20 protein-coding genes are annotated in these 22,341 nt (G+C 71.0%); 11 read left to right on the top strand and 9 right to left on the bottom strand.

Annotated features, from left to right (window positions below; translation table 11 throughout):
• Window positions 1-146 precede the first annotated feature (146 nt).
• Entirely contained in the window at window positions 147-785 is a 639-nt protein-coding gene (locus N7E59_RS05215) for an HD domain-containing protein (RefSeq protein WP_261623860.1), read from the top strand.
• Between the two features lie 33 nt (window positions 786-818).
• Here N7E59_RS05215 and N7E59_RS05210 read toward each other — a convergent pair whose 3' ends face one another.
• A complete protein-coding gene (locus tag N7E59_RS05210; RefSeq protein WP_315942987.1) occupies window positions 819-1,736 on the bottom strand; it encodes an NADP-dependent oxidoreductase in 918 nt (305 codons plus the stop codon).
• Between the two features lie 174 nt (window positions 1,737-1,910).
• Here N7E59_RS05210 and N7E59_RS05205 point away from each other — a divergent pair, with 174 nt between their 5' ends.
• Window positions 1,911-2,822: an SDR family NAD(P)-dependent oxidoreductase gene (locus N7E59_RS05205; protein ID WP_261623858.1), complete on the top strand. Its 912-nt coding sequence runs from the start codon at window positions 1,911-1,913 to the stop codon at window positions 2,820-2,822.
• On the opposite strand, the gene N7E59_RS05200 is transcribed toward N7E59_RS05205, so the two are convergent.
• Genes N7E59_RS05200 through N7E59_RS05190 form a run of 3 tightly spaced genes read right to left on the bottom strand, consistent with a single transcriptional unit; the run spans window position 2,798 to window position 6,868 of the window.
• Complete coding sequence (locus N7E59_RS05200) at window positions 2,798-4,207, bottom strand: cryptochrome/photolyase family protein (protein ID WP_261623857.1); 1,410 nt, start codon at window positions 4,205-4,207, stop codon at window positions 2,798-2,800. The two genes, N7E59_RS05205 and N7E59_RS05200, sit on opposite strands and share 25 nt — an antisense overlap.
• Window positions 4,204-5,787, bottom strand: a complete 1,584-nt coding sequence (locus N7E59_RS05195) for an SDR family oxidoreductase (RefSeq protein ID WP_261623856.1) — start codon at window positions 5,785-5,787, stop codon at window positions 4,204-4,206. Before N7E59_RS05195 ends, N7E59_RS05200 begins: the two co-directional genes overlap by 4 nt.
• 10 nt (window positions 5,788-5,797) lie before the next feature.
• Entirely contained in the window at window positions 5,798-6,868 is a 1,071-nt protein-coding gene (locus N7E59_RS05190; RefSeq protein ID WP_261623855.1) for a hypothetical protein, read from the bottom strand.
• Between the two features lie 165 nt (window positions 6,869-7,033).
• Here N7E59_RS05190 and N7E59_RS05185 point away from each other — a divergent pair, with 165 nt between their 5' ends.
• Genes N7E59_RS05185 through N7E59_RS05165 form a run of 5 tightly spaced genes read left to right on the top strand, consistent with a single transcriptional unit; the run spans window position 7,034 to window position 11,211 of the window.
• Complete coding sequence (locus N7E59_RS05185; RefSeq protein ID WP_261623854.1) at window positions 7,034-7,933, top strand: phytoene/squalene synthase family protein; 900 nt, start codon at window positions 7,034-7,036, stop codon at window positions 7,931-7,933.
• Complete coding sequence (gene crtI / locus N7E59_RS05180; protein ID WP_261623853.1) at window positions 7,930-9,585, top strand: phytoene desaturase family protein; 1,656 nt, start codon at window positions 7,930-7,932, stop codon at window positions 9,583-9,585. The genes N7E59_RS05185 and crtI overlap by 4 nt, the downstream gene beginning before the upstream one ends.
• Window positions 9,586-9,587: 2 nt before the next feature.
• Window positions 9,588-9,974, top strand: a complete 387-nt coding sequence (locus tag N7E59_RS05175; RefSeq protein WP_261623852.1) for a lycopene cyclase domain-containing protein — start codon at window positions 9,588-9,590, stop codon at window positions 9,972-9,974.
• Complete coding sequence (locus N7E59_RS05170; protein WP_261623851.1) at window positions 9,971-10,327, top strand: lycopene cyclase domain-containing protein; 357 nt, start codon at window positions 9,971-9,973, stop codon at window positions 10,325-10,327. Before N7E59_RS05175 ends, N7E59_RS05170 begins: the two co-directional genes overlap by 4 nt.
• Window positions 10,324-11,211, top strand: a complete 888-nt coding sequence (locus tag N7E59_RS05165; RefSeq protein ID WP_261623850.1) for a prenyltransferase — start codon at window positions 10,324-10,326, stop codon at window positions 11,209-11,211. Before N7E59_RS05170 ends, N7E59_RS05165 begins: the two co-directional genes overlap by 4 nt.
• A 25-nt stretch (window positions 11,212-11,236) precedes the next feature.
• Here the strand turns inward: N7E59_RS05165 and N7E59_RS05160 are convergent, their stop codons facing one another.
• Window positions 11,237-11,887 (bottom strand): hypothetical protein, encoded by a 651-nt coding sequence (locus N7E59_RS05160; protein ID WP_261623849.1) that lies wholly within the window; start codon window positions 11,885-11,887, stop codon window positions 11,237-11,239.
• A 160-nt stretch (window positions 11,888-12,047) separates the two neighbouring features.
• Between N7E59_RS05160 and N7E59_RS05155 the strand changes: the two genes are divergently transcribed.
• On the top strand, window positions 12,048-13,382 hold the full coding sequence (locus tag N7E59_RS05155) for an HAAAP family serine/threonine permease (protein WP_261623848.1): 1,335 nt from the start codon (window positions 12,048-12,050) through the stop codon (window positions 13,380-13,382).
• A 4-nt stretch (window positions 13,383-13,386) separates the two neighbouring features.
• Here the strand turns inward: N7E59_RS05155 and N7E59_RS05150 are convergent, their stop codons facing one another.
• A complete protein-coding gene (locus tag N7E59_RS05150) occupies window positions 13,387-13,839 on the bottom strand; it encodes a hypothetical protein (protein ID WP_261623847.1) in 453 nt (150 codons plus the stop codon).
• A 149-nt stretch (window positions 13,840-13,988) separates the two neighbouring features.
• On the opposite strand from N7E59_RS05150, the gene N7E59_RS05145 reads away from it, so the two are divergent.
• A complete protein-coding gene (locus N7E59_RS05145) occupies window positions 13,989-15,662 on the top strand; it encodes a long-chain-fatty-acid--CoA ligase (RefSeq protein ID WP_261623846.1) in 1,674 nt (557 codons plus the stop codon).
• A 33-nt stretch (window positions 15,663-15,695) separates the two neighbouring features.
• Here the strand turns inward: N7E59_RS05145 and N7E59_RS05140 are convergent, their stop codons facing one another.
• On the bottom strand, window positions 15,696-16,424 hold the full coding sequence (locus N7E59_RS05140; RefSeq protein WP_261623845.1) for a pyroglutamyl-peptidase I family protein: 729 nt from the start codon (window positions 16,422-16,424) through the stop codon (window positions 15,696-15,698).
• A gap of 41 nt (window positions 16,425-16,465) precedes the next feature.
• Window positions 16,466-16,879 carry a hypothetical protein gene (locus N7E59_RS05135; protein WP_261623844.1) on the bottom strand — a complete coding sequence of 138 codons (414 nt, stop codon included), beginning with the start codon at window positions 16,877-16,879 and terminating at the stop codon, window positions 16,466-16,468.
• Between the two features lie 83 nt (window positions 16,880-16,962).
• On the opposite strand from N7E59_RS05135, the gene N7E59_RS05130 reads away from it, so the two are divergent.
• Window positions 16,963-17,544 carry a TetR/AcrR family transcriptional regulator gene (locus N7E59_RS05130; RefSeq protein WP_261623843.1) on the top strand — a complete coding sequence of 194 codons (582 nt, stop codon included), beginning with the start codon at window positions 16,963-16,965 and terminating at the stop codon, window positions 17,542-17,544.
• Between the two features lie 69 nt (window positions 17,545-17,613).
• Here the strand turns inward: N7E59_RS05130 and N7E59_RS05125 are convergent, their stop codons facing one another.
• Complete coding sequence (locus tag N7E59_RS05125) at window positions 17,614-20,502, bottom strand: FAD-binding and (Fe-S)-binding domain-containing protein (protein ID WP_261623842.1); 2,889 nt, start codon at window positions 20,500-20,502, stop codon at window positions 17,614-17,616.
• 208 nt (window positions 20,503-20,710) lie between these two features.
• On the opposite strand from N7E59_RS05125, the gene N7E59_RS05120 reads away from it, so the two are divergent.
• Window positions 20,711-22,297, top strand: coding sequence for an N-acyl-D-amino-acid deacylase family protein (locus N7E59_RS05120; protein ID WP_261623841.1), 1,587 nt, complete (start codon window positions 20,711-20,713; stop codon window positions 22,295-22,297).
• Window positions 22,298-22,341: the final 44 nt, after the last annotated feature.

The raw sequence follows: 22,341 nt of genomic DNA, 5'->3' as shown, positions 1-22,341 counted from the left end.
GACGGGGCGAGCACCACAGGTGTGGCCCTCAGCGTCGCTGACCAGCGATAATGACCATCGAGGCGCCCGTGGAGGCGCCGTCCGATGAGAAGCGGTCACATCCCTGGGGCTCATCAGCCCCACCCGACGACGAGAGGCAGGACGACATGGCCGAGACCATCGCCGGCATCGACATCCCCGACAGCAGGATGGCCCGAGAGGCCACCGCACTCGTGCGGGATGCGTCCTCCGACCTCATCTACGACCACTCGAGGCGTGTGTTCCTCTTCGGCTCCCTGCGCGGCCGGCAGGAGGGGCGCGAGGCGGACCCCGAGCTGCTCTACGTCGGAGCGATGTTCCACGACCTCGGACTCACCGAGCGCTACCGGCGCACCGACCAGCGGTTCGAGATCGACGCCGCAGACGAGGCGCGCCGGTTCCTGAGGTCCTACGACCTCGACGAGGCGGCGATCGACCGGGTCTGGGCCGGCATCGCCCTGCACACCACCCCGGAGATCCCCCTGCACATGGCGCCGGAGACGGCCCTGGTGACCCGAGGAGTCGAGGTCGACGTGCTCGGCGTCGGTTTCGATCAGATCCCTGCGGCGGCGCGGGAGGAGATCGTCGCGGCGCACCCGCGCCCCGACTTCAAGGAACGGATCCTCGCGGCCTTCACCGAGGGGCTCAAGGACCGACCGGAGACGACCTTCGGCAACGTGAAGGCCGATGTGCTGGACCACTTCCTGCCCGGCTTCCGGCGCGACGACTTCGTGGAGATCATCCGAGGCTCCGACTGGCCCGAATGAGCCGACGGAGCGCTGCCGACCCGTCGAGCCGCCTCAGGTCGTCGGGTCGATGAGGATCTTGCCGTTCGCCTCGCCGCGGCGGCTCACCTCGAGCGCCTCGACGGCCTCGGACAGCGGGAACGTCCGATCCAGCCCCACCTCGAGGGATCCGTCGGCCACCTGGTTCAGCAGGGTGTCGAGGCGACGCCCGTCGGGGCGCACCCACACCCAGCGGCCGCCGTGCTCCTCGACCTCCGGGTCGGCGATCGAGATGTGCCGCCCGTCGATGGTCAGCAGCTCACGGGTCTGCTCCCACACGCCGCCGACGAAGTCGGCCACGGCGCTCACCCCGTCCGGAGCCTCGGCGCGGACCTGCTCCACGAGCCCTTCTCCGTACTCGAAGGGCGTGACGCCGAGCCCGCGCAGCCGGTCATGGTGCTGGGCCGAGGCGGTGCCGAAGACCGTCGCACCCCGGGCGACGGCCAGCTGGGCGGCCAGGTGGCCCACCCCGCCGGAGGCCGCATGGATCAGCAGCGTGTCCTCCTCCCCGATTCCGAGGGTCTCCAGGGAGCGCAGAGCCGTCAGACCGGCCAGCGGCAGACCGGCGGCGACGTCGGATCCGACCGCGTCGGGGATGCGGGCGACCGAGGACGCCGGCAGCGCCGTGAACTCGGCATAGGTGCCCCCGTGGACGACGTCCTTGCGTCCGTAGGAGGCCACCCGATCACCGACGTGGAACTCCGGGACGTCGGGGCCGATGTCTTCGACCACACCGGCGACGTCCCAGCCGGGGATCGCCGGGAAGATGACGTCCAGCATCGGATCGAGGTGCCCGGCCATCACCTTCCAGTCGACCGGATTCACCGCAGCCCGCTCGACGCGGATCAGCACGCTTCCGGGTCCGAGCTTGGGACGTGGGGCGTCATCGGTCAGGCGCAGCGTCTCAGGGTCGCCGTATTCGGAGTAGGTCATCGCACGCATATCCGCCCCAACGGGACCTGAGGTGCGGCTATTCCATCCCCACCCTCATCGGTTGGGCGCTCCGCGTCGCCGACGAGCGCCCCCGACGGCCTCAACGCGACGCGGAGCGCCCAACCGATGAGGGGGTGAGGGGACGGCAGAGGAGGTGATGGGAGGATGGACCCCATGCCCAGCCGCCGCACCGTCGTGATCACCGGGGCCAGCGCAGGGATCGGTGCCGCGGCCGCACACCGGCTGGGTCGCCGAGAGGACACCCGACTCCTCCTGCTCGGCCGCGACCCGGAACGTACCCGTCGAGTCGCCGAGGCGACCGGCGCCGAACATCTGATCGCCGACTTCACCGAGCTGGACCAGGTCCGCACCGCCGCGGAACAGCTGCGTCAGCGCTGCGGGAGGATCGACGTCCTGGCCCTGAACGCGGCCGCCGTCCACCGGCACCACCGGCGCACCGTCGACGGCTTCGAGGCCACCCTGCAGGTCAACCATCTGGCCCACGCGCTGCTCACCGAGCTCCTCGCCGACCTCATCGGGGCGCCGCAGTCCGCCGGCGCCGCCGTAGTGGTCACCGCAAGCCGCGCCGAACGCCACTCGGTGCTCACCCCGCCCTTGGACCGTCGACGGTTGGAGGGCGGAGACCACTGGTGTCCGCACCACGCCTACGCCGCCTCGAAGCTCGGCAATGTGCTCTACGCCCGCGCGCTGGCCCGGCATCGTCCGACGCTGCGACCGGTGTCCTTCCACCCGGGGGTCATCAACACCGGCCTGGCCTCGGCCCTCTCCCTGCGCCACCGCTTCCTCTACCGCAGCGCCGGACTGGTATCACCTCTCAACGTCATCGACGGTGGTGACAACCTGGTGCACTTCATCGACGGGATCCCCGGCCGCACCTGGCAGCCCGGCGTGCACTACGACGCCGACCGCACCCGATCCAGGCTCTCCGCGCTCGCGTCCGACGACGACGTCGCCGAGTCCCACTGGCGACTCACCCGGCAGATGCTCGGACTCACCCCCGAGGCAGGGACCGGTGAGCCCTCAACGGTCCCAGCCGCCCCTCAGCGGCCCCTGATCGACTCGTAGTGGGCCAGCGCCTCCCGGCGGGATTCGGCGAGGTCAACCACCGGCTCCGGATAGTCGTCGGTGCCCAGCTCCGGGATCCAGCGCGCGACGTACCGGTGCTTCGGGTCGAAGCGCTCCAGCTGCCGCTCGGGATTGAAGATCCTGAAGTACGGGGCCACATCGGCGCCGCAGCCGGCCACCCACTGCCAGTTCGCCGGGTTCGAGGCGGCGTCGGCGTCGACCAAGGTGTCCCAGAACCAGGCCTCACCCTCTCGCCAGTCGATGCCGAAGTTCTTGATCAGCAGGCTCGCCGAGGCCATCCGCACCCGATTGTGCATATGCCCGGTGTCCCAGAGCTCCCGCTGTCCGGCATCCACCCAGGCGAAACCGGTCTCACCGCGGGCCCACGCGCGGAACAGCTCCGGCTGCTCCCTCCGGGTGCTCCACGGGTAGGCGTCGAACTGCGCCTTGAGGTTCCGGTGGGGCATCTGGGGGAAGTGGTACAGCAGGTGCCAGCAGAACTCCCGCCACCCCAGCTCGGAGAGGAAGCCGGACGCCTGCTCCGGCGCCTCCTCATGGGCGGCGGTCCAGACCTGCCGGGGGCTGAGCTGTCCGAACCTCAGGTAGGGGGAGAGGCCGGAGGTGCCGTCGAGCTCCGGGCGGTCACGGGACTCGTCGTAGTCGTCGACCTTCTCCTGCAGGAAGGTCTCCAGCCGTCGGTGTCCGCCCGATTCGGTGGGGTCCCAGGTGCGCCGCAGCCCGCCGGCCCAGTCCGGTGCCGTGGGCCGCAGATCCAAGTCGGAGACCGAGCCGCGGGACACCCCGGAGCCGGAGACGGCACCGGCGACGCGCTCATACTCAGCCACCGGCCGAGGCTCCGGCAGCGGATCCTCCTGACTACGAGCGCCGACCTCCCGCCAGAACGGAGTGAACACCTTGTACGACCCGCCGTTCTGGGTCTCCACCGTCCACGGTTCGTGCAGCAGCGAGGACGGGAAGCTCTCCGGAGTCACCCCCTGCGCGGACAGCCGTCCCTTGATGCCGGCGTCGACGTCCCGCTCGGGACCCCCGTAGCGCCGAGACCAATGGACCCGGTCGACCCCCAGCGCCTCGGCCAGCTCGGGGACCAGGCGGGCCGGATCGCCGGAGCGGACCAGCAGCGGGACTCCGAGTCCACGCAGCCGTTCCTCCAGCGACTCCAGGGCTCCGTGCAGCCACCACTTCACCGCCCCGCCCAGGGCGCGCACCCCGGGACTCACCTCGTCGAGGACGTAGAGCGCGACGACGTCGCCGGAGCCGGCCCCCGAGCCCTCTCCGGCTTCGGCGGCCCGGACGCAGGCCGCATGGAGGGCCGGGTGGTCGGCGGTGCGCAGATCGTCGCGGAACCACACCAGGGTGCGGGTCATGCGGCCCCCTCCGTGCGTCGCGCGTGGGCGGCGGCGATGATGTTCTTCCGCATGGCCGGGAAGATGAACCGATGGAACGGCGCCATCGCCGCCCAGTAGGCACGTCCCAGGACGTTCTCCGGGAAGAAGACGGCCCGCTGGGTGTACCGGCACCCGCCGGGTTCGTCCTCGACGAGGAACTCCAGCCAGGCGTCCCCGGAGACCCGCATCTCGGCGCGCAGCACCAGGCGTCGATCCCGCTCGAGGGTCTCCACCCGCCACCAGTCCACCGGATCGCCGACGCGCAGCTCGTCCGGCAGACGACGCCCTCGGTTCAGACCGGCCCCGCCGGCGAGCTTGTCCACCACACCGCGGATCTTCCAAGCCGCGGGCATCGAGTACCAGCCGTTCTCCCCACCGATCCCCTCGATGACAGGCCACACGTCGGCGGCGGTCGCCCCCTCGACGTGGGCGCTGCGCCGGTCCACATGGACCGGGCGGCCCGACCACTCGGGGTCGCTGGGCAACGACCCGGCGGCCTGGTCGAGCTCCCCGACGTCGGCGTCCCACGACGTGTCGATCGCACCCTCCTCCTCGCGCCGCAGGGCCAGCTTCACCGATTCGGCGTAGCTGAGCAGCCCCCGGGCCGGCGGCGGGATGATCTCGTCGACGTCGTGGTCGTCGGTGATCGCGTCCTCCTGGAGGGACTGCACCAGCGGCCGGGTCAGCGCCATCGGCAGCGGGGTGACCAGTCCGACCCAGATCCCGGAGAGCGTGGCCGCCGGCAGCGGCAGCGCGAGCACGACGCGTCGGCGCAGACCGGCCAGCCGGGCGAACTCCCGCATGACCTCGGCGTAGGTGAAGACGTCGCGGGAGCCGATGTCCAGGGCACGGTTGACCGGACCGGTGACGTCGGCGGCGCGGACCAGGTAGTGCAGGACGTCGCGCACCCCGATCGGCTCCACCCGGTTGGCCACCCAGTCGGGGGCGGGCATGACGCGCAGCGCCAGGGCCAGGTGGCGGATCATCTCGAAGGATGCGGATCCGGAGCCGATGATGATCCCGGCCTGGAAGGCGATGGTGTCGACGGGGCTGTCCAGCAGGATCTGGCCCACGGTGGCGCGGGAGCGCATGTGGGGAGAGAGCTCGCGGTCGTTCGGGTGCAGCCCGCCGAGGTACACGGCCCTCGAGACCCCCGCCCCCGCGGCGGAGTCGGCGATCCGGTGCGCCATCTCTGCCTCATGCTGTTCGAAGTCGGAGCCTCCGCCCATCGAATGCACCAGGTGGTAGACGACGTCGACGTCGGCCATGGCCTCGTCGAGTCCGACGCCGTCGTCGAGATCGACCTGATGGGTCTCCACCTGATCCGCCCACGGGACGTCGACGAGCTTCTGCGGGGAGCGCACCGCGACGCGCACCTGATGACCGGCCTGCAGCAGGCGCGGGACCAGCCGTCCGCCGATGTAGCCGGTCGCGCCGAGCACCAGCACCCGTCGGGGAGAGGGTGTGGGGGCGACCCGCTCGGGTCCGAGTCGGGCCTCCTCCGAGGTGTCGGGGGTCCGGTGTCGCGGACTCGCGTCATCGGCCGGTCGGTCGCTCATGGTGTCTCCCTCATCTCGGGTCCAGCGCCTTCTCCGGGAACATGGCGTCGAGCAGCATCCCGGTGACGTCCCGGGGCGAGCCGACCCAGGGGTAGTGATGGCCGATCATCATGGGACTGGCGTTGATCTCCAGGACCATGGGCTCGCCCGGGCCGGGGGAGCCGTCGGGGTTGCGGGGCAGCAGCAGATCCAGTCCGGCCAGTCTCAGACCCGGGATCGAGCGCACGGTGCGTTCGGCCAGACCGATCTCCGCCGAGGTCAGCTCATCCGTGGCGTCGATCCCGTCCCCGCCGCTGTGGACGTTGGAGTTCGCCCGCAGCGGCACATGCCTGCCGTCATCGGGCACCGTGGACCACTCCCAGCCGTGCTGTGCGAGGGTGCGGGTGGTCAGCTCGTCGACCGGGATCTCCCAGTGGGCGGGGTTGTCGGCCTCGCGGCGAGCACGGTTCTTCTCCTCGACGAGGGCGGCGACCGTGGAGGAGCCGTCGCCGACGACGTGGGCCGGCGCCCGCCGGGCCGCGGCGGCGACCTGACCGAAGATCATCAGCACCCGGTGCTCGACGCCGCGGATGAACCGTTCGACGAGCGCATCGCCGTCGGAGGCGGCGACGTCGCGGAAGGCTTCGGAGAACTCGTCGGCGTCGCGGATGTCCAGGTGAATCTGGCGTCCTCCGTCCCCGGAGTTCGGCTTGACGACGACCGGCAGCCGGCGCTGGGCCCAGGACCAGGCCAGGTCAGGCTCGTCAGCACGGAAGACCATGTTCTCGGGTGCGTCCACCCCGTAGGTGCGCAGCAGTCGGGAGGTCACATCTTTGAACAGCGTGCACCGCTTGGCCAACACGCCGTTGAGGTTGGATCGGGCTCCGTTGAACCACACTCTGCGTCCCTGGTGCCGCACGCTCAGCCGCTGCTGACGGTCCGGGGCGAAGTCGATCCCGCGCACCAGGGCCCGGTGGGCGAGCATCGTGCTGGTCGACCCCGAGTGGATGGCGCGCTCGAGCAGGTAGGACTTGGTCTCAGCCAACGTTTCGGCCCGCGGAGTGGCCCCGAGGTCTGCCCGGGCTTGGGCGCCGATGGTCACCGAGCGGCTCCCTTCTGCTCCGAGGTGCGACGGGAATGGCTCCCAGAATACGAGATGACGCCGCGGATCAGCAGGAAAGTGTCTCAGCGAGACCTCCGAAGATCTGCCCGGCCGGGTTCCCGATAGGATGGTCGAGGACTCGGCGCCGGTGATGAGGAGGTTCGCGTGAGTGCGGAACCCTCGCCGGCGCGGCGGTTCACCCGGACTGCAGATGCGGCAGCGGACGATGTGATCGATGCCTATTCCACCTCCTTCGGCTGGGCCACGCGGCTGCTCGGTCGCCGCCACCGCGCCCACGTGCGCAGCATCTATGCCCTGGTGCGCGTGGCCGACGAGATCGTCGACGGCACCGCCGCCGGTTTCGGGCTCGGGCCTGAGGCGCAGGCCGAGACGTTGGACCGCTACGAGGCCGAGACCCGCCGGGCGATGGCATCGGGCTTCAGCACTGACCTGGTCATCCACAGCTTCGCCCGCACCGCTCGGCAGGCGGGTATCGACACCACGCTGACAGGTCCCTTCTTCGAGTCGATGCGCGCCGACCTCTCCGGCTCTCCCGCCGACGCCGGGGAGCGGGACCGATATGTCTACGGTTCGGCCGAGGTGGTCGGACTCATGTGCCTGCGGGTGTTCCTGCGGGAAGAGACTCCGTCTCCGGCGGAACGGGCCCGCCTGGAGGTCGGGGCGCGCCGTCTCGGCGCGGCCTTCCAGAACGTGAACTTCCTGCGCGACCTCGCCGCGGACTCGGAGGATCTGGGCCGGAACTACCTCTCCGACCGCGGCGTGCTCACCGTGGAGGAGCATCAGGCATGGGTGCGGACCATCGCCGAGCAGCTCGACGCCGCCGCCGCCGTCATCCCGCTGCTGCCGAGGGACTGCCGGGCGGCGGTGACGGCGGCCCACCTGTTCTTCGCCGAGCTGCTGCGCCGGCTCGCGGCCACCCCCACCCACGAGCTGCGACGACGACGCATCCGCGTGCCGGACCCGGTGAAGCTGCGGCTGCTGGCCCAGGCGCTCGCACCCACCGGCCCCGCCCTGCGGCCGACCCCGACGAGGAGCACCCGATGACGGAGCCTGCGACCACACGCGACGACCATTCCGTCGGCCGTCGGATCGCGATCATCGGTGCCGGCGTCGCCGGTCTGGCGACCGCGGCCCTGCTGGCCCGCGACGGCCACCGCGTGACCGTCTACGAGCGCTCCGAGTCCCTCGGCGGACGTGCCGGGCGCATCGAGGACCGCGGTTTCCGCTTCGACACCGGGCCCTCCTGGTACCTGATGCCGCGGGTCTTCGAGCACTTCTTCGCGATGGCCGGCACCAGCGTGGACGACGAGCTGGAGCTCGTGGACCTCGACCCCGGATACCGGGTGTTCCCCGAACCGGCGGCGGGACGCGCCTCCGAACCCGTGGACGTCCACGCCGACGCCGCCCGGAACCGTGAGCTCTTCGAACGGCTGGAGCCCGGTGCGGGGAAGGCGCTCGCCGACTATCTGGATTCGGCCGAGCGGACCTCCGAGATCGCCGAGCGTCGCTTCCTCTACAACCCGTTCACCCGACCCACCGGCTTCGCCTCCCGTGAGGTGCTGGCCGCGCTGCCGCAGCTGACCACCCTGCTCGCGCGGTCACTGCAGCGGTACGTCGCCGACCGGTTCACCCACACGGTGCTGCGTCAGATCCTCGGATACCCGGCGGTCTTCCTGGGCAGCCGACCTGAGGACGCCCCGGCGATGTACCACCTGATGAGCCACCTCGACCTCGCCGACGGGGTCCGCCATCCGATGGGCGGCTTCGCCCGAGTCGTCGATGCTCTGGCCGATGCGGCGCGCCGGGCCGGAGCAGAGATCGTCACCGGCAGCGAGGTCACCGAGATCGTGGTCGCCCCACGGCTGCGGCGCCGCCGGCCCGGTGCCGCACGCGGCCGGGTCACCGGGGTGCGCCGGCGCGACGCGGACGGGGCCGAGCACCAGGACGACGCCGACGTCGTCGTCTCCGGAGCGGACCTGCACCACACCGAGACCGCGCTGCTCGCCGAGGCATACCGCAGCCGACCCCAGAAGTGGTGGGACACCCGCGCCGTCAGCGGGCCCGGCGCCGTCCTGGTCATGCTGGGTGTGCGCGGGAAGCTGCCGGAGCTGGCGCACCACAGTCTGCTCTTCGCCGACGACTGGACCCCGCAGTTCGAGGCGATCTTCGGTGAGGACGCGGACTGGCCGGAGACCCCGTCGATCTATGTGTGCCGCCCCAGCGCCACCGACCCCGAGGCCGCCCCGGCCGGCCACGAGAACCTCTTCGTACTCATCCCCTGTCCCGCGGAGCCGGGCATCGGTCAGGGCGGGCCCGACGGCGACGGCGACGAGCCGGTCGAGCGCATGGCCGACGCCGCCGTCGATCAGATCGCCGAGTGGGCGGGGATCCCGGACCTGCGCGGACGGATCGTCGTGCGGCACACCCGCGGCCCCGGCGACTTCGCCGCCGACTACCACTCCTGGCGGGGCGGCGCCCTGGGCCCGGCCCACACGCTGGGCCAGTCGGCGATGTTCCGTCCGCAGAACGCCTCGTCCCGGGTCGACGGCCTGTACTTCGCGGGGGCGACCGTGGCCCCGGGGGTCGGCGTCCCGATGTGCCTCATCAGCGCCGAACTGGTGCTCAAACGGCTGCGCGGGGACCACAGCCCCGGCCCCACGCCCCCGCAGCGACGCCCGGGCGGGACCGGAGGCTGAGCGTGGGTCTGATCTATCTGCTCGCCCTGCTCGGCTCGGCGGCCTGCATGCTGCTCATCGACTTCCGTCACCGGCTCTTCCTCTTCCGCCGTCCTCGGGCGGCCGCACTGGTCCTCCTGCTCGGCACGGTGTTCTTCCTGCTGTGGGACGTGGCCGGCATCGGCCTGGGGATCTTCCTCTCCGGGGAGAGCCGATTGGACACCGGCATCATGCTCGGCCCGGAGATGCCGCTGGAGGAGCCGGTGTTCCTGATGTTCCTGGTGCTGTGCACGATGGTGGTCTACACCGGCGCGGTGCGGGTGCTGACCCATCTGCGTCGTCCGCGTGGTCCTCGCGGTGCTCCGGCCGCTGAGGTCGGCGCGGATGGGACGGGCGGGAGCGGCCGATGACGTATCTGTGGCTGACCCTGGTCTTCATCGGCGCCGCCGCGACGGTCGCTCTGGTCGCCCGGCGTCGGATGGTGTGGGCCGCGGTGGGGGTGACCCTGCTGGTGATGAATCTGCTGACCGCGGTCTTCGACAACCTCATGATCGCCGCAGAGTTCTTCCACTACGAGGACGCCCACCTCTCCGGACTGGCCGTGGGGCTGGCGCCCGTGGAGGACTTCTCCTATCCGATCGCCGGGGCGCTGCTGCTCCCGGCGCTGTGGCACCTGCTGCTGCGTCGCGACTCCCGGGGCAGGTCTGCACCGAGGCCGAGCGCTGCGCCCAGCGGCGGCCCCGAGGGAGGCGGCACCCGATGAGCCGCTCCGCAGCCCCCGCCTCGACCGCCGCCCAGCTGCTCTCAGCCTCCCGACCGGTGAGCTGGATCAACACCGCCTACCCCTTCGGTGCCGCCTACCTGTTCGGTGCCGGCCAGGTCGACTGGCTGCTCGTCGTCGGAGCCGTGTTCTTCCTCATCCCCTACAACCTGGCGATGTACGGGATCAACGACGTCTTCGACTACGCCTCGGACCTCAACAACCCTCGCAAGGGCGGGATCGAGGGGGCCGTGCTTCCGCAACGGCTCCACCGGACCACGCTCCTGGCCTCGGCGCTGTCCGTCGTCCCCTTCGCGGTCGTGCTCGCGGCGGTCTCCGGTCCGGCGACGTGGGTGCTGCTGGGGATCAGCCTCTTCGCGGTCGTCGCCTATTCGGCCCCGCCGATGCGCTTCAAGGAGCGGCCGTACCTGGACTCGATCACCTCCAGCACGCACTTCGTGAGCCCCGCCGCGGTCGGATTCGTCCTCGCCGCCGACACCGGAGGCGGCGTGCCGGGACCCACGGCCGGACTCATCCTGGGCGCGTTCTTCCTGTGGGGGATGGCCGCCCACGCCTTCGGCGCGGTGCAGGACGTGGAGCCCGACCGGCGTGCAGGCATCGGGTCGGTGGCCACGGCGACGGGAGCCCGACGCACCGTGCGCCTGGCCGTCGTCCTCTGGACGGCCTCGGGCCTGCTCGCCCTGACCCTGCCGTGGCCGGGCCAGGTGGCCGCCCTCGCCGTCACCCCCTACCTGGTGCTCTCGGTGCCCTGGTGGTCGGTCACCGATGAGACCGCCCACCGGGTCAATGCGGCCTGGCGGCGGTTCATCCTGGTCAACTACTTCGCCGGCTTCCTGGTCACCATGGTGCTGATCCTCGCCTGGTGATCCTGGCTCGGTGAGCCGCGGGACGTCAGCGCCAGAGGATGACCAGCGTCAGCAGCGCTCCGGCGACGACCAATAGGGGAGAGGTCCAGAGCCCGTGGAACGCGCCCCAGCCCGGGCTTCGGGTGCCCAGGGTGAAGCCGGCGAAGCCGGGCAGGAAGCCGACCGCTCCGGCGACGGCGAGGCCCAGGAGCAGCACCGAGACCGTCTGCGTGTCGCCCAGCGGGGACAGTGAGGTCCCCAGCCCGGTCGTCGACTGCACCGTCAGCGCGAGGTAGACCAGGATGGGCATGGCTGCGACGGCCAGCAGCAGGAACAGCAGAAGGCTGACCAGCCAGCGGAGGGCCCCGCTCCCGGCACCGCGCGGCCGGGCGGGTCCGGGGTGGGCCGGACTGTGGTGGGCCGGAACGTGATGGGTCGGAACGTGGTGGGCGGGCCCCGCGGGCGACCAGTCCGGGGCCGGGGACCCCCAGGTCGGCGTCGGTCGGCTCTGGTCGGGGAGGATCACCGGGTACTGCGCGCCGGCGTCGGACCGGGGCGTCGTCGGCTCCTGCGCCTGCTCCCTCTGCCGGGGCGTCCGCACCTCGGCTTCGGCGGAGAGTCGGAGGGGTCTGGTCGGGCGCGCCGGGATGCGGGGCAGCTTCACGGTGTCGTGCACGGGTCCCTCCTTCGGCGTCATCACTCCACCGTAACGGACTTTGCGACAGCAAACTAGGGGGTGCGGGACTCGGAGCCGGACCGCCCGCAGATCGGGGGTACGATTCCCTGGGCGTCGCACACCAGGACGGTCGGCGCCGCCGGACCGACCGACTCCGACGACACCCAGGGATGACCACCGCATGCGCACACGATCCGCCGCTCGAGAATCCGCCGAGGGCCCCCGCTCCGCCGCAGGGCCCGGCGAGGCCGACACCGGCGGTCTGCCTCCGCACCACTCCCCGGACCGGGGCTTCGAGCGCACGTGGATGATCTCCCTGTTCGGCACCGCCGTCGGTGCGGGAATCCTGTTCCTCCCCATCAACGCCGGCGCCGGCGGGCTGTGGCCCCTGGTCGTGGCCACGGTGCTGATCGGCCCGATGACCTACTTCGCCCACCGGGGCCTGTCCCGGTTCGTCGCGGCCTCGGACCGACCGGGGTCCGACATCACCGTCGTCGCCCGCGACCTCTTCGGCGAAGCCGCCGGACAGGTCATCACGGTGCTGTACCTGCTCTCCATCCTGCCGATCGTGATGATCTACGGAATCGCGATCACCAACACCGTCGACGACCTGCTCACCGTGCAGCTCGGACTGGAGTCTCCGCCGCGCTGGCTGCTGTCCGGCCTGCTCGTCGCGGCCCTGATGCTGGTGATGATCCTCGGCCAGCGGATCATGCTGGTGGCCATGCAGTGGCTGGTCTACCCGCTGATCGCGGTCCTGCTCGGAATCAGCCTCTTCCTCATCCCCTACTGGGACTTCGGAGTCTTCGTCGGCGCCGAACAGTCTCCGGCCCGGATGCTCAGCGCCCTGCTGCTGGTCATCCCCGTGCTCATCTTCGCCTTCTACTTCGCGGCCGCCGTCTCCCAGTTCACCCTGGCGATGCAGCGCCGGTACGGGTCCGCCGCCGACCTCCGCGCCCAGGTGGTGCTGCGCCGCTCCACGATGCTGCTGGTCCTGTTCACCATGGGATTCGTCTGGTCCTGCGTGCTGGCACTGGGCGTGGACGGGCTGCGTGAGGCCCGGGACGCCAACCTGCCGGTGCTGTCCTATCTGGCGCAGACGCTCGACAGCCCGCTCATCGCCTACATCGGCCCGGCCGTCGCGATCGCCGCCATCGGCTCCTCCTTCTTCGGCCACTACCTCGGCGCCGCCGAGGGCACTGCGGGGCTGGTCCGCTCCGCCGCCCGCGCCGTGGGACGGACGCCGTCGGAGAAGGCGGTGCGTTGGGGGGTCGCCGGGGGCATCTTCCTCGCCACCTGGGGTGCGGCCGTGGCGGACCTCGGCGTGCTCGACATGATCGAGACCCTCGTCGGACCGGTGATGGCGCTGGTGCTCTACCTGATGCCGATGTACGCGATCCGCCGGTTCGACGTGCTGCGGCAGCACCGGGGCCTCGCCTCGAACGTCTTCGTGACCCTCGCCGGGTTCTTCGCCGTGGCGTGCATCGTCTACCGGGTCGCCGTCGTCGGATTCTGACCGGTCAGCCGCCGGCCCCGATCACATACTCCAGCAGCAGCACGCCGAGCACGGAGTAGACGATGCCGATCCACAGTGCGTGTGTCATCGAGGTCCAGAACCGTCCGGTGGCGATGAGCAGACCGATCGCCCAGGGTATGCACGCCATGATGTAGCCGACGACGAGCATCCACAGGCCCATCAGCTCCTGGTTGGCCAGCATCCACAGCCCCACGCCGAGCATCCAGACCATCGTGGCCTCGAGCAGCAGAGCGGCGATGAGCACCGAGGCCACGGTCGCCCACAGATACCTGGCGACCCGCCACCGGTCCTGCCGCACCGTGTCCCTCCGGGCGGCACCCTTCCGCGTACCGGCTTTCGGTGCGGTCCCTCGTCGCGCGGTCCCTCTCTGTGCGGCGGCCTGCTTCGACCGTGCGGAGGTGCCGCGCTTCGGCGGCCGCTTCTTCTTCCGACTCATCGCGGCTCAGGATATCGTCCGCCTCTGACGTGCGTGGGCGCCCCTCGAGGTGCCGCGCGATCAGCCGTTGTGACGGGACCGGGGCGTGTGTAACCTCATCCTCACCACCGCTGATGTGGCACGGACCACTCGTCGGAAGGATGACAGCGATGACCACCGCGCAGACCGTCTTCGGCACCCCCTCCACCATGGGCGACGACGAACAGCTGACCACCACTCGGCTCTTCTCCCACGCCGCCCGCAGCTTCGGCTCCCAGCAGATCGTCCACCGTGACCAGGACGGGGACTGGCACACCACCACCTACGCCGAGACCTGGCGCCGCATCCGACGACTGGCCGCGGGACTGCGCGAATACGGCGTCGGGCCGGGGGACCGGGTCGGGCTGCTCATGTGGAACGACGTCCGTCACTTCGAGTCCTACTTCGCGATCCCCGCCCTCGGAGCCACCATGGTGCAGCTGAACCTGCGCCTGGCTCCGAAGGACATCGCCTACGTCATCGAACAGGCCGGAGTCACCCACATCATCGTCGACGAGTCGCTGGCCTCACTCGCCGGCGACGTCGACCAGCACCTGAACACCCGGATCCAGCGGTGGTTCATCGGCACCGACCATCGGCTCTCCGACGCGCAGATACGACTGCACAACGTGCACTCCTACGACTCCGTCGCCACCCACAACCAGCCGCTGGAGGACCTGCCGAACGTCGACGAACGCTCCGCCTCCGGGGCCTGCTTCACCACCGGCACCACCGGTCGCCCCAAGGGCGTGTTCTACTCCCACCGGTCCACCTGGCTGCACGCCGACGCCCTGGCCGTGAACGTCGGCATCGGCCTCCACGACACCGTGATGCTGCTGACCCCGATGTTCCACGTCCAATGCTGGGGGCTGCCGTACGCGGCGGTGAAGGTCGGGGCGAAGATCGTGCTGCCGGGCCGGTTCACCATGCAGCAGACGCCCATGCTGGTCGAGGCGATGACGGAGAACGCCGTGACCGTGGCGCCTGCGGCACCGGCGATCCTCAACCCGATCCTGCATCAGTTCCAGCAGCTGGAGCAGACCCCGGACCTCAGCGGCACCCGCTTCATCTGCGGCGCCTCCGAACCGCCGCTGTCGCTGATGCGGGGGATCTGGGAGCTCACCGGGGCGGAGGTCATCCATGCCTACGGGGCCACCGAGACCTCGCCCATCGTCTCGGTGAACCGGGTCCTGCCGGCTGTGGCGGCCACCATGGACGAGGAGCAGCGATGGCGGCTGCGCCGCTCCCAGGGGATGCCGGTGGTCGGCGTCGACGTGAAGATCGCCGACCCGATGGGGCAGGCGCTGCCCTTCGACGGCGCCTCCGCCGGGGAGATCCGGCTGCGCGGGCCCTGGGTCACGCGGTCCTACTTCGAGGACCCGGAGGCCGATGAGAGCGCCTTCGACGAGGAGGGCTACTGGTGCTCCGGCGACGTCGGCACCGTCGACGAGAACGGATTCCTCAAGGTCACCGACCGGCTGAAGGACATCATCAAGTCCGGCGGCGAGTGGATCTCGTCCATCGACATGGAGAACACGCTCGCCGGCCGCTCGGAGGTCGGAGACGTCGCCGTCGTCGGGGTCTCCCACCCGAAGTGGGGCGAGCGGCCGCTGGTGCTCGTGGTCCCGACGATGGGGGCCGAGGTCACCGCAGAGACCGTGCGTCAGGCGCTGAGCGAGGACTTCGCCGACTGGCAGCTGCCCGACAAGGTGGAGGTCGTCGACGAGATCCCCCGCACCTCGGTGGGCAAGATCAACAAGCGCAGCCTCCGAGAGACCTACGCCGAGGCCTACCAGGACGCCTGAGCGGGGGCGCCGCGCCCCGACCGCGGGTCCTGCTCAGTGCAGGGCCCCGGCCGCGGCGACGGCGTCCGGGATGGGGTGCAGGCTCTCGGCGAGCAGCATCTCCACGGCCTGCACCGCCTGGTCGAAGGTGACCGGGGAGTCCGGGGAGTGCAGATCCGGGACATGGACGAACCCGCCTCGGGCGTCTGCACCGGTGCGATCGAGGTGGTCGAGCAGGGTGTAGAGCACGTCGTTGCAGACGAAGGTGCCGGCGCTCAGGGACAGGTGGACGGGGATCTCCGCGGCGGCGATGCGCGCCAGGGAGGCCTTCAGCCGCAGAGTGGCGAATCGGGCCTCGGGGCCGCCGTCGACCACCGGTTCGTCGATCGGCTGGGTGCCGCCGTTGTCGGGGATCCGGGCGTCGCGCAGATTCAGACCTACGCGCTCCAGCGCCACGGCCTCGGTCCCGGCGGCCAGACCCAGGGCGACCACCAGGTCCGGCGCTTCGCCGGCCGCGGCCAGCTCATCCAGTCGGGCCCGGAGGCGGGTTCCGGCCGGACCGAACTCCACCGGCAGCAGCAGGGTGTGCAGCTCGAGGGACTCCCCGTCGGCGCTCCGTTCCGAGGCGACCGTCGAGACGCCCCGGTCGGCGCGGCGGCGCAGCTCGTCGGCGAGGTCCCACGAAGGGTTGCGGTCGGCCCCGTCGAACGGCTCGAATCCGGTGATCAGGATGCGGCGGGGTGCTGATGCGGACATCGGCTCGTGCGCGGTCGGTGAGGACATGCCGAGAGTGTATCCGCCGGGTGTGGTGCCAGCGGTGAGGCTCAGGCCCCGGTGAGCAGACCCACTCCCAGCGTCCCCAGGCCGGCGACAAGGAACGCGACGCCGGCCCAGAGCAGCACGATCAGCCCGTTGGGCCGGGTGCGGCCCGACCCGGCGGCGGAGAGGAAGAACCCGGCGGGCATGAGGATCGCGGCGATCAGCACGCCGGTCCGGGCCAGCCACTCCCAGGTGCCCCGGAGGTCGGTGGCCTCGGTGAGCAGCAGACAGACCAGGCCGAGGGTGATGAGCACCCCGGCGTGGGCGTGGCCGGCGCGGAAGAAGGCGACCTGGAAGTCGGTGGCCGGCACCCGGCCGCGGACGACGCGGGTGAGGAAGTGCCCGCCCGTGGTGACCGTGATGGCTGCGAGCACCACGATCCCGGCGGTGGACTGGGCGGAGGAGGACAGTTCCCACATGACGACTCCCGATGGAGGGAAGTTATATGACACTGTCAGATAACAGTGTGAGGAAACTTGTTGTCAAGGGTTAGGATGCTGCTGTGGCACGTCCCAGGATCTACGACCAGCAGGTGCGCACCCGGCTGCTGACGACCGCTTCGGCCGCCGTCGCAGCAGGCGGCGAGCAGGCGGTGTCCCTGCGCTCGCTGGCCTCCGAGGCCGGAGTCACGACCGCTGCGGTGTATTCGCTGTTCGGAGGACGGAGGCAGCTGCTCGACGCCGTGGTCGAGGAGGGGTTCCGGCGGTTCGCGGCCCATCTGGACGCCGCGGCTCGGACGGACGATCCGCGCGCAGATCTGCTGGAACTGGGTCTCGCCTACCGGGAGTATGCCCTGGCCGAGCCGGACTTCTACCGGGTCATGTTCGGCACGCCGCGCACCGACGGCGTGCAGCCCGATTCGCCCGCCACGGGCCGTCCCACCTTCGCCGTGCTGCGTGAGGCCGTGGCCCGCGCACTCGGTGCCGGAGACCGGGGGCACGGCCCTGACCCGGAGGTCGAGGCGCTGCGTCTCTGGGGGCTGGCCCACGGGCTGGTCAGCCTGGAGCTGGCGGGCCTGCTGGAGGGTGACGCGGATTCTCGGAGACTCCGCTACATGGGTGCGCTGCGCTCCTCATCCCTGTGACACGGGACGGGCCGTCACTCATCTACAGGGGTGCGTCGGGCTTCTCATATATCGAAGCCCGACGCACCCTCATAGCTGAACGGCAGGTCCCTCCTGGGTCAGCTGCTCGGCGAGCTCGATGATGTGCTGGTAGTCCCGTCCGGTGGCACGGGACATGCCGATCTCACAGGTGCGGTTCGACGACGCATAGGCCGTGGTCCCACAGGCGCGGACCTCCGCCGCCTCCTGGGCGGTGGCCGAGTCGGTGAGCTCCGGGTGGAGCAGCCCCCGGTCCCCGGCGAACCCGCAGCAGCCCCAGGCGGCCGGGACGACCACCTCGTCGGCGAGCATCTCGCCCAATCCGGTCAGGTGGGCGTTCGTCCCCGACCGGGTCGAGGCGCAGGTGGGGTGGAGGGTCAGCGAGGGGATCCGACGGTCCACCGTCAGCGCCGGCATGACTCGGGTCTCGACGAACTCCACGGCGTCGACGATCCGCAGCTCGGCGTACTCCGGGTGCTCGGCGACCGCGGTGGAGAGCATGTGGTGCAGACCCTCCGAACAGGAGGAGGCGTCGCAGACGACCGGCAGTCGGCCGTGGTCCGACTCCCGCCACAGCGCCGGCAGCACCGTCTCGCGCATGGCGGCGAACCCCGCCTCCATGCCCTTCGAACTCCACGGGGTCGAACAGCACATGGAGTCGATGTCGGCGGGCACCGTGAGTCCCACCCCGGCCCGTCGGCACAGGGCGCGGAATGCCCCCATCGATCCCTCCCCCGAGCCGGCGGGCCCGAACATCGCTGAGGTGCAGGCGGCGAAGAACACCGCGTCCGCCTCGGCGGCATCGGTCCACACGTCCTCCTGCCGGCGTCTGCGCGCACCACCGGCGGGGAGGTCGTCGGTGTAGAGGGGGATCTGGTCGGAGCCGGCGGCCCGGCGGGCGAGCCGGGTGGCGCCCAGCACGAGGGGAGTGGGGACCCGCTTGGCGGTGCTCAGCGCCGAGCCCGCCCCGCGGGAGGCAGCCTCCCAATGCTGGGCGGCCCGGTGCCACATCGTCTGCTCGGCCCGGCCGGCTCCCTCCGCGCGCAGCCGCTTCACCAGCTCGCCGGTGTTGATGTCCACCGGGCAGGCCGTCTGACACATGCCGTCGGCCGCGCACGTCTGCAGGGAGTCGTACTCCTCGGCCTCCCGCAGCTCGGCCAGCAGCTCGTGGTCGCCCTCCCGGTCTGCTCGGGCCATGGCGCGGCGCAGCACGATCCGCTGCCGCGGCGTGGTGGTCAGTCCGCGGCTGGGGCACACCGACTCGCAGAATCCGCACTCCACGCAGCGGTCGACCTCCTCCTCCACCGGAGGGTTCGTCTTCAGTCCGGTGAGGTGGAACGAGGGATCCTCGGACAGGATGATCCCCGGGTTGAGGATCCCCTGCGGGTCGACGAGCCGCTTGAGCTCCACCATCACCTCGAAGAGCTCGTCTCCGTACTGACGGCGGACGAAGGGGGCCATGTTCCGCCCGGTCCCGTGCTCGGCCTTCAGCGACCCGTCGTATCCCAGGACCATGGACACCAGGTCCTCGGTGAAGCGGGCGTGCCGGGCGACGCCGGCGTCGGTGTCGAAGGTCTCGGTGAGCATGAAGTGCAGGTTGCCGTCGCGGGCATGGCCGAAGATGCAGGCGTCCTCGCCGTAGTCGTGCTCGGCGAACAGCGTGGTCAGGGCCCGGCAGGTGTCGAGCAGCCGGGGTGCCGGGACGACGATGTCCTCCAGCAGCGCGGCCGTCCCCTGCGGGCGGGCCGCGGCGACGGTGGCGTAGAGCCCCTTGCGCACCGTCCAGAGGTCTGCGCGTGCGGTGGGGTCCCGGGTCAGGGAGGGGTCTGCGGAGAGCGCGAAGTCCTCGAAGGTCTCTCCGGCGGCGGTCAGGGTGGACTCGAGGGCGTCGTCGTCGCCGGCCTGGTACTCGATGAGCAGGCAGGCATGGTCGACGACGTCGAAACGGCGCAGCTGATCGACCTGCGCCCCGGAATCCTGCGCGATCTTCAGACTGGTGGCGTCCATGAGCTCGATCGCGACCGGGGAGGTGCGGTTCACCGCGCGCAGTGCGGCGCTCGCGTCCTCGAGGTTCCGGAAGAACAGCAGGCCGGTGGCGGCCAGGGGCTGGGTGGGCACCGTGCGGAAGACGGCCTCGGCGACGAAGGCGAGCGTCCCCTCACCCCCGATGACCAGGTGCAGCAGGATCTGGACGGGGTCGTCGTGGTCGAGGAACGCGTTGAGCCCGTAGCCCAGGGTGTTCTTCATGGAGAACAGGTGCTCGATCCGCTCCACCGACGCCGAGTTTTCGCGGATGCGGTCCCGCAGCCGCAGCAGACCCTCATAGATGTGCGGCTCGGCGGTGCGCAGGGTGTGGTCGGCGGACGGGTCGGCGGTGTCGACCACGGTGCCCGAGGGGAGCACCAGCACCGCAGATTCGAGCATGTTGTAGGTGTTCAGCTCGGTGCCGCACGCCATCCCCGACGAGTTGTTGGAGATGACCCCTCCCATGGTCGCCGCGGAGGACGAGGCCGGGTCGGGGCCCAGGTGGTGGCGGTGGCGACGCAGGTGGTTGTTGACCTGGTTGACCGTCAGACCGGGGCCCACGCGGACGCGGGCGCCGTCGTCGAGGACTTCGATCTGCTGGAAGTGCTTCCGGGTGTCGGCGAGGATCGCGTCGGTCTGCCCCTGTCCGGCGAGGCTGGAACCTCCCGAGCGGAACGTCACGGGTCGACCTCGTCGGCCTGCGGCGATCAGCAGCTCGGCCACCTCGGACGCGCTGCGCGGAGTGGCGACGATCTCCGGGGTGAACAGGTAGTGGGAGGCGTCCGGGGCGTAGCGGATCCGGTCGGCTGCCCGGCGCGTGGCCAGGGGACCGCCGGGCCGCCGCGGGTCCAGGAGCTCGTCCAGGGCGTCGGTCTCACGCGTGACGGAATCAGCAGGTGCGGCGGTGTGCGGCATGGCGTCTCCCAGGATCGGCGCAGGTCAGGCGGCGTGCGGCCCCGACGGGTCCGGGCCGCGCCTGAGTGTGTCGAGGGTAACAGCCTCCAGAGGTCGCGACGGATCGCGTCGCGTTCGCACCTGCAGACCGAGGATCCGGCCATGAGGACCTCCCTCTCGAGGTCGGAATTGCTATCGTGCTGTCCATCGGAGTCGGAGGGGGTCCGGGATGGGGAGCACGCTGCTGCGGGGAGCGGTCGTCGTCGACGGCTCGGGCGACCCCGCCGTCCCCGGTGACGTGCTGATCACCGACGACCGGATCGCCGCCGTGGCACGGGCCGGAGAGATCCCGGTCCGCCGCGCCTCCCAGGTCTCGGATCTCAGCGGGCTGACGCTGATGCCCGGCTTCATCGATGTCCACGCGCACTCGGACAACGCGCCGCTTCTGGAGGACGTCGACACCTCCAAGACCGCCCAAGGCGTGACCACGGAGATCAACGGCAACTGTGGCTTCACCCTGGCGCCCGTCGCCCCGGAGAACGTCGACGGGTTCCTCTCCCTGGTCCGCCGGATCTTCCCCGACCATGACTGGTCCTGGCACGGCTACGCCGAGTTCCTCGACCATGCGGCCGATGCCGGTCTCCCGACGAACTTCGCCAGCCTCATCGGCCACAACACCCTGCGCATCGCCGCGATGGGCCTCGAGGAGCGGCCGCCCTCCCCGACCGAGCGCACAGCGATGCGCCGAGGACTGGAGGAGGCCCTCGCCGAGGGGGCGGTCGGACTCTCGACCGGCCTGGTGTACCCGCCCGGGGTGTACAGCGGAACCGATGAGATCGTCGAGCTCGCCGCGGCGCTGCCGTCCACAGCGGTGTACGCCAGCCACATGCGCAATGAGGGGCAGCACCTCAGGCGCAGCATCGAGGAGACGCTCGAGGTCGCCGAACGAGCGGGCGTCCGGTGCCACCTCTCACACCTGAAGGTGGCGGACCGCCGGCGCTGGGGTGCCATGGACGACGTCTTCCAGGATCTGGCTCCTCGGCGTGCCGGACTGCCCATCACCCAGGACGTCTACCCCTACACCGCGGCGAGCACCATGCTGACGGCCCTGCTGCCGCCCTGGATGCATGCCGGCGGAACACGCCCGCTGCTGGAGCGGCTGCGCTCGGCCGGCTGCCGGGACCGGGTCCGCGCGCAGGTGGGGGATCCGACCGCAGACTTCGAGAACTACGCGCTGGCCGCCGGATGGGAGAACATCGTCCTGGCCGGCTCGGGCACCGGACGCTACGACGGCGCATCGATGGCGGAGATCGCGCTCGGACGCGGACAGGACCCCGTCGACTGTCTCGCCGACCTGCTCATCGAGGAGGAGCTGCGGGCCACGATGATCATGCACATCATGTCCGAGGGCGACCTGCGGCGCGCCCTGGACGACCCCCGCACGATGATCGGCAGCGACGGTCTGCCTCGGGGGAACGGGGGACGCCCCCACCCGCGCGGAGCCGGTTCGTTCGTCAGGGTCCTCGACGTCTACGTCCGCCGGCTCGCGGTCATGCGGCTCGAAGAGGCGGTCCGTCGCATGACGTCCCTGGCCGCCGAGACCTTCTCGCTTCCCGGTCGGGGACGGATCCGAGAGGGATACGCCGCCGACCTCGTCGCGGCGGACATGACGACCGTCGAAGATCGGGCCACCTATTCCGAACCGACCGCCGGGCCGCGCGGGATCGAGCACGTCTGGATCAACGGGGAGCCGGTCGTCCGGGAGGGGACCCCCACCTGTCGTCGTCCGGGCCGAGTCCTGCGAGCCCGCCACTGAAGTCCACCGAGAGGCACTGCAGTCCACCGAGAGGCACCGCGTCC

The organism is Nesterenkonia marinintestina, from assembly GCF_025420485.1.
Taxonomy (GTDB): domain Bacteria; phylum Actinomycetota; class Actinomycetes; order Actinomycetales; family Micrococcaceae; genus Nesterenkonia; species Nesterenkonia marinintestina.
Note: the sequence above shows the minus strand (reverse complement) of the source record. Positions and strands in the feature narration are given on the sequence as shown.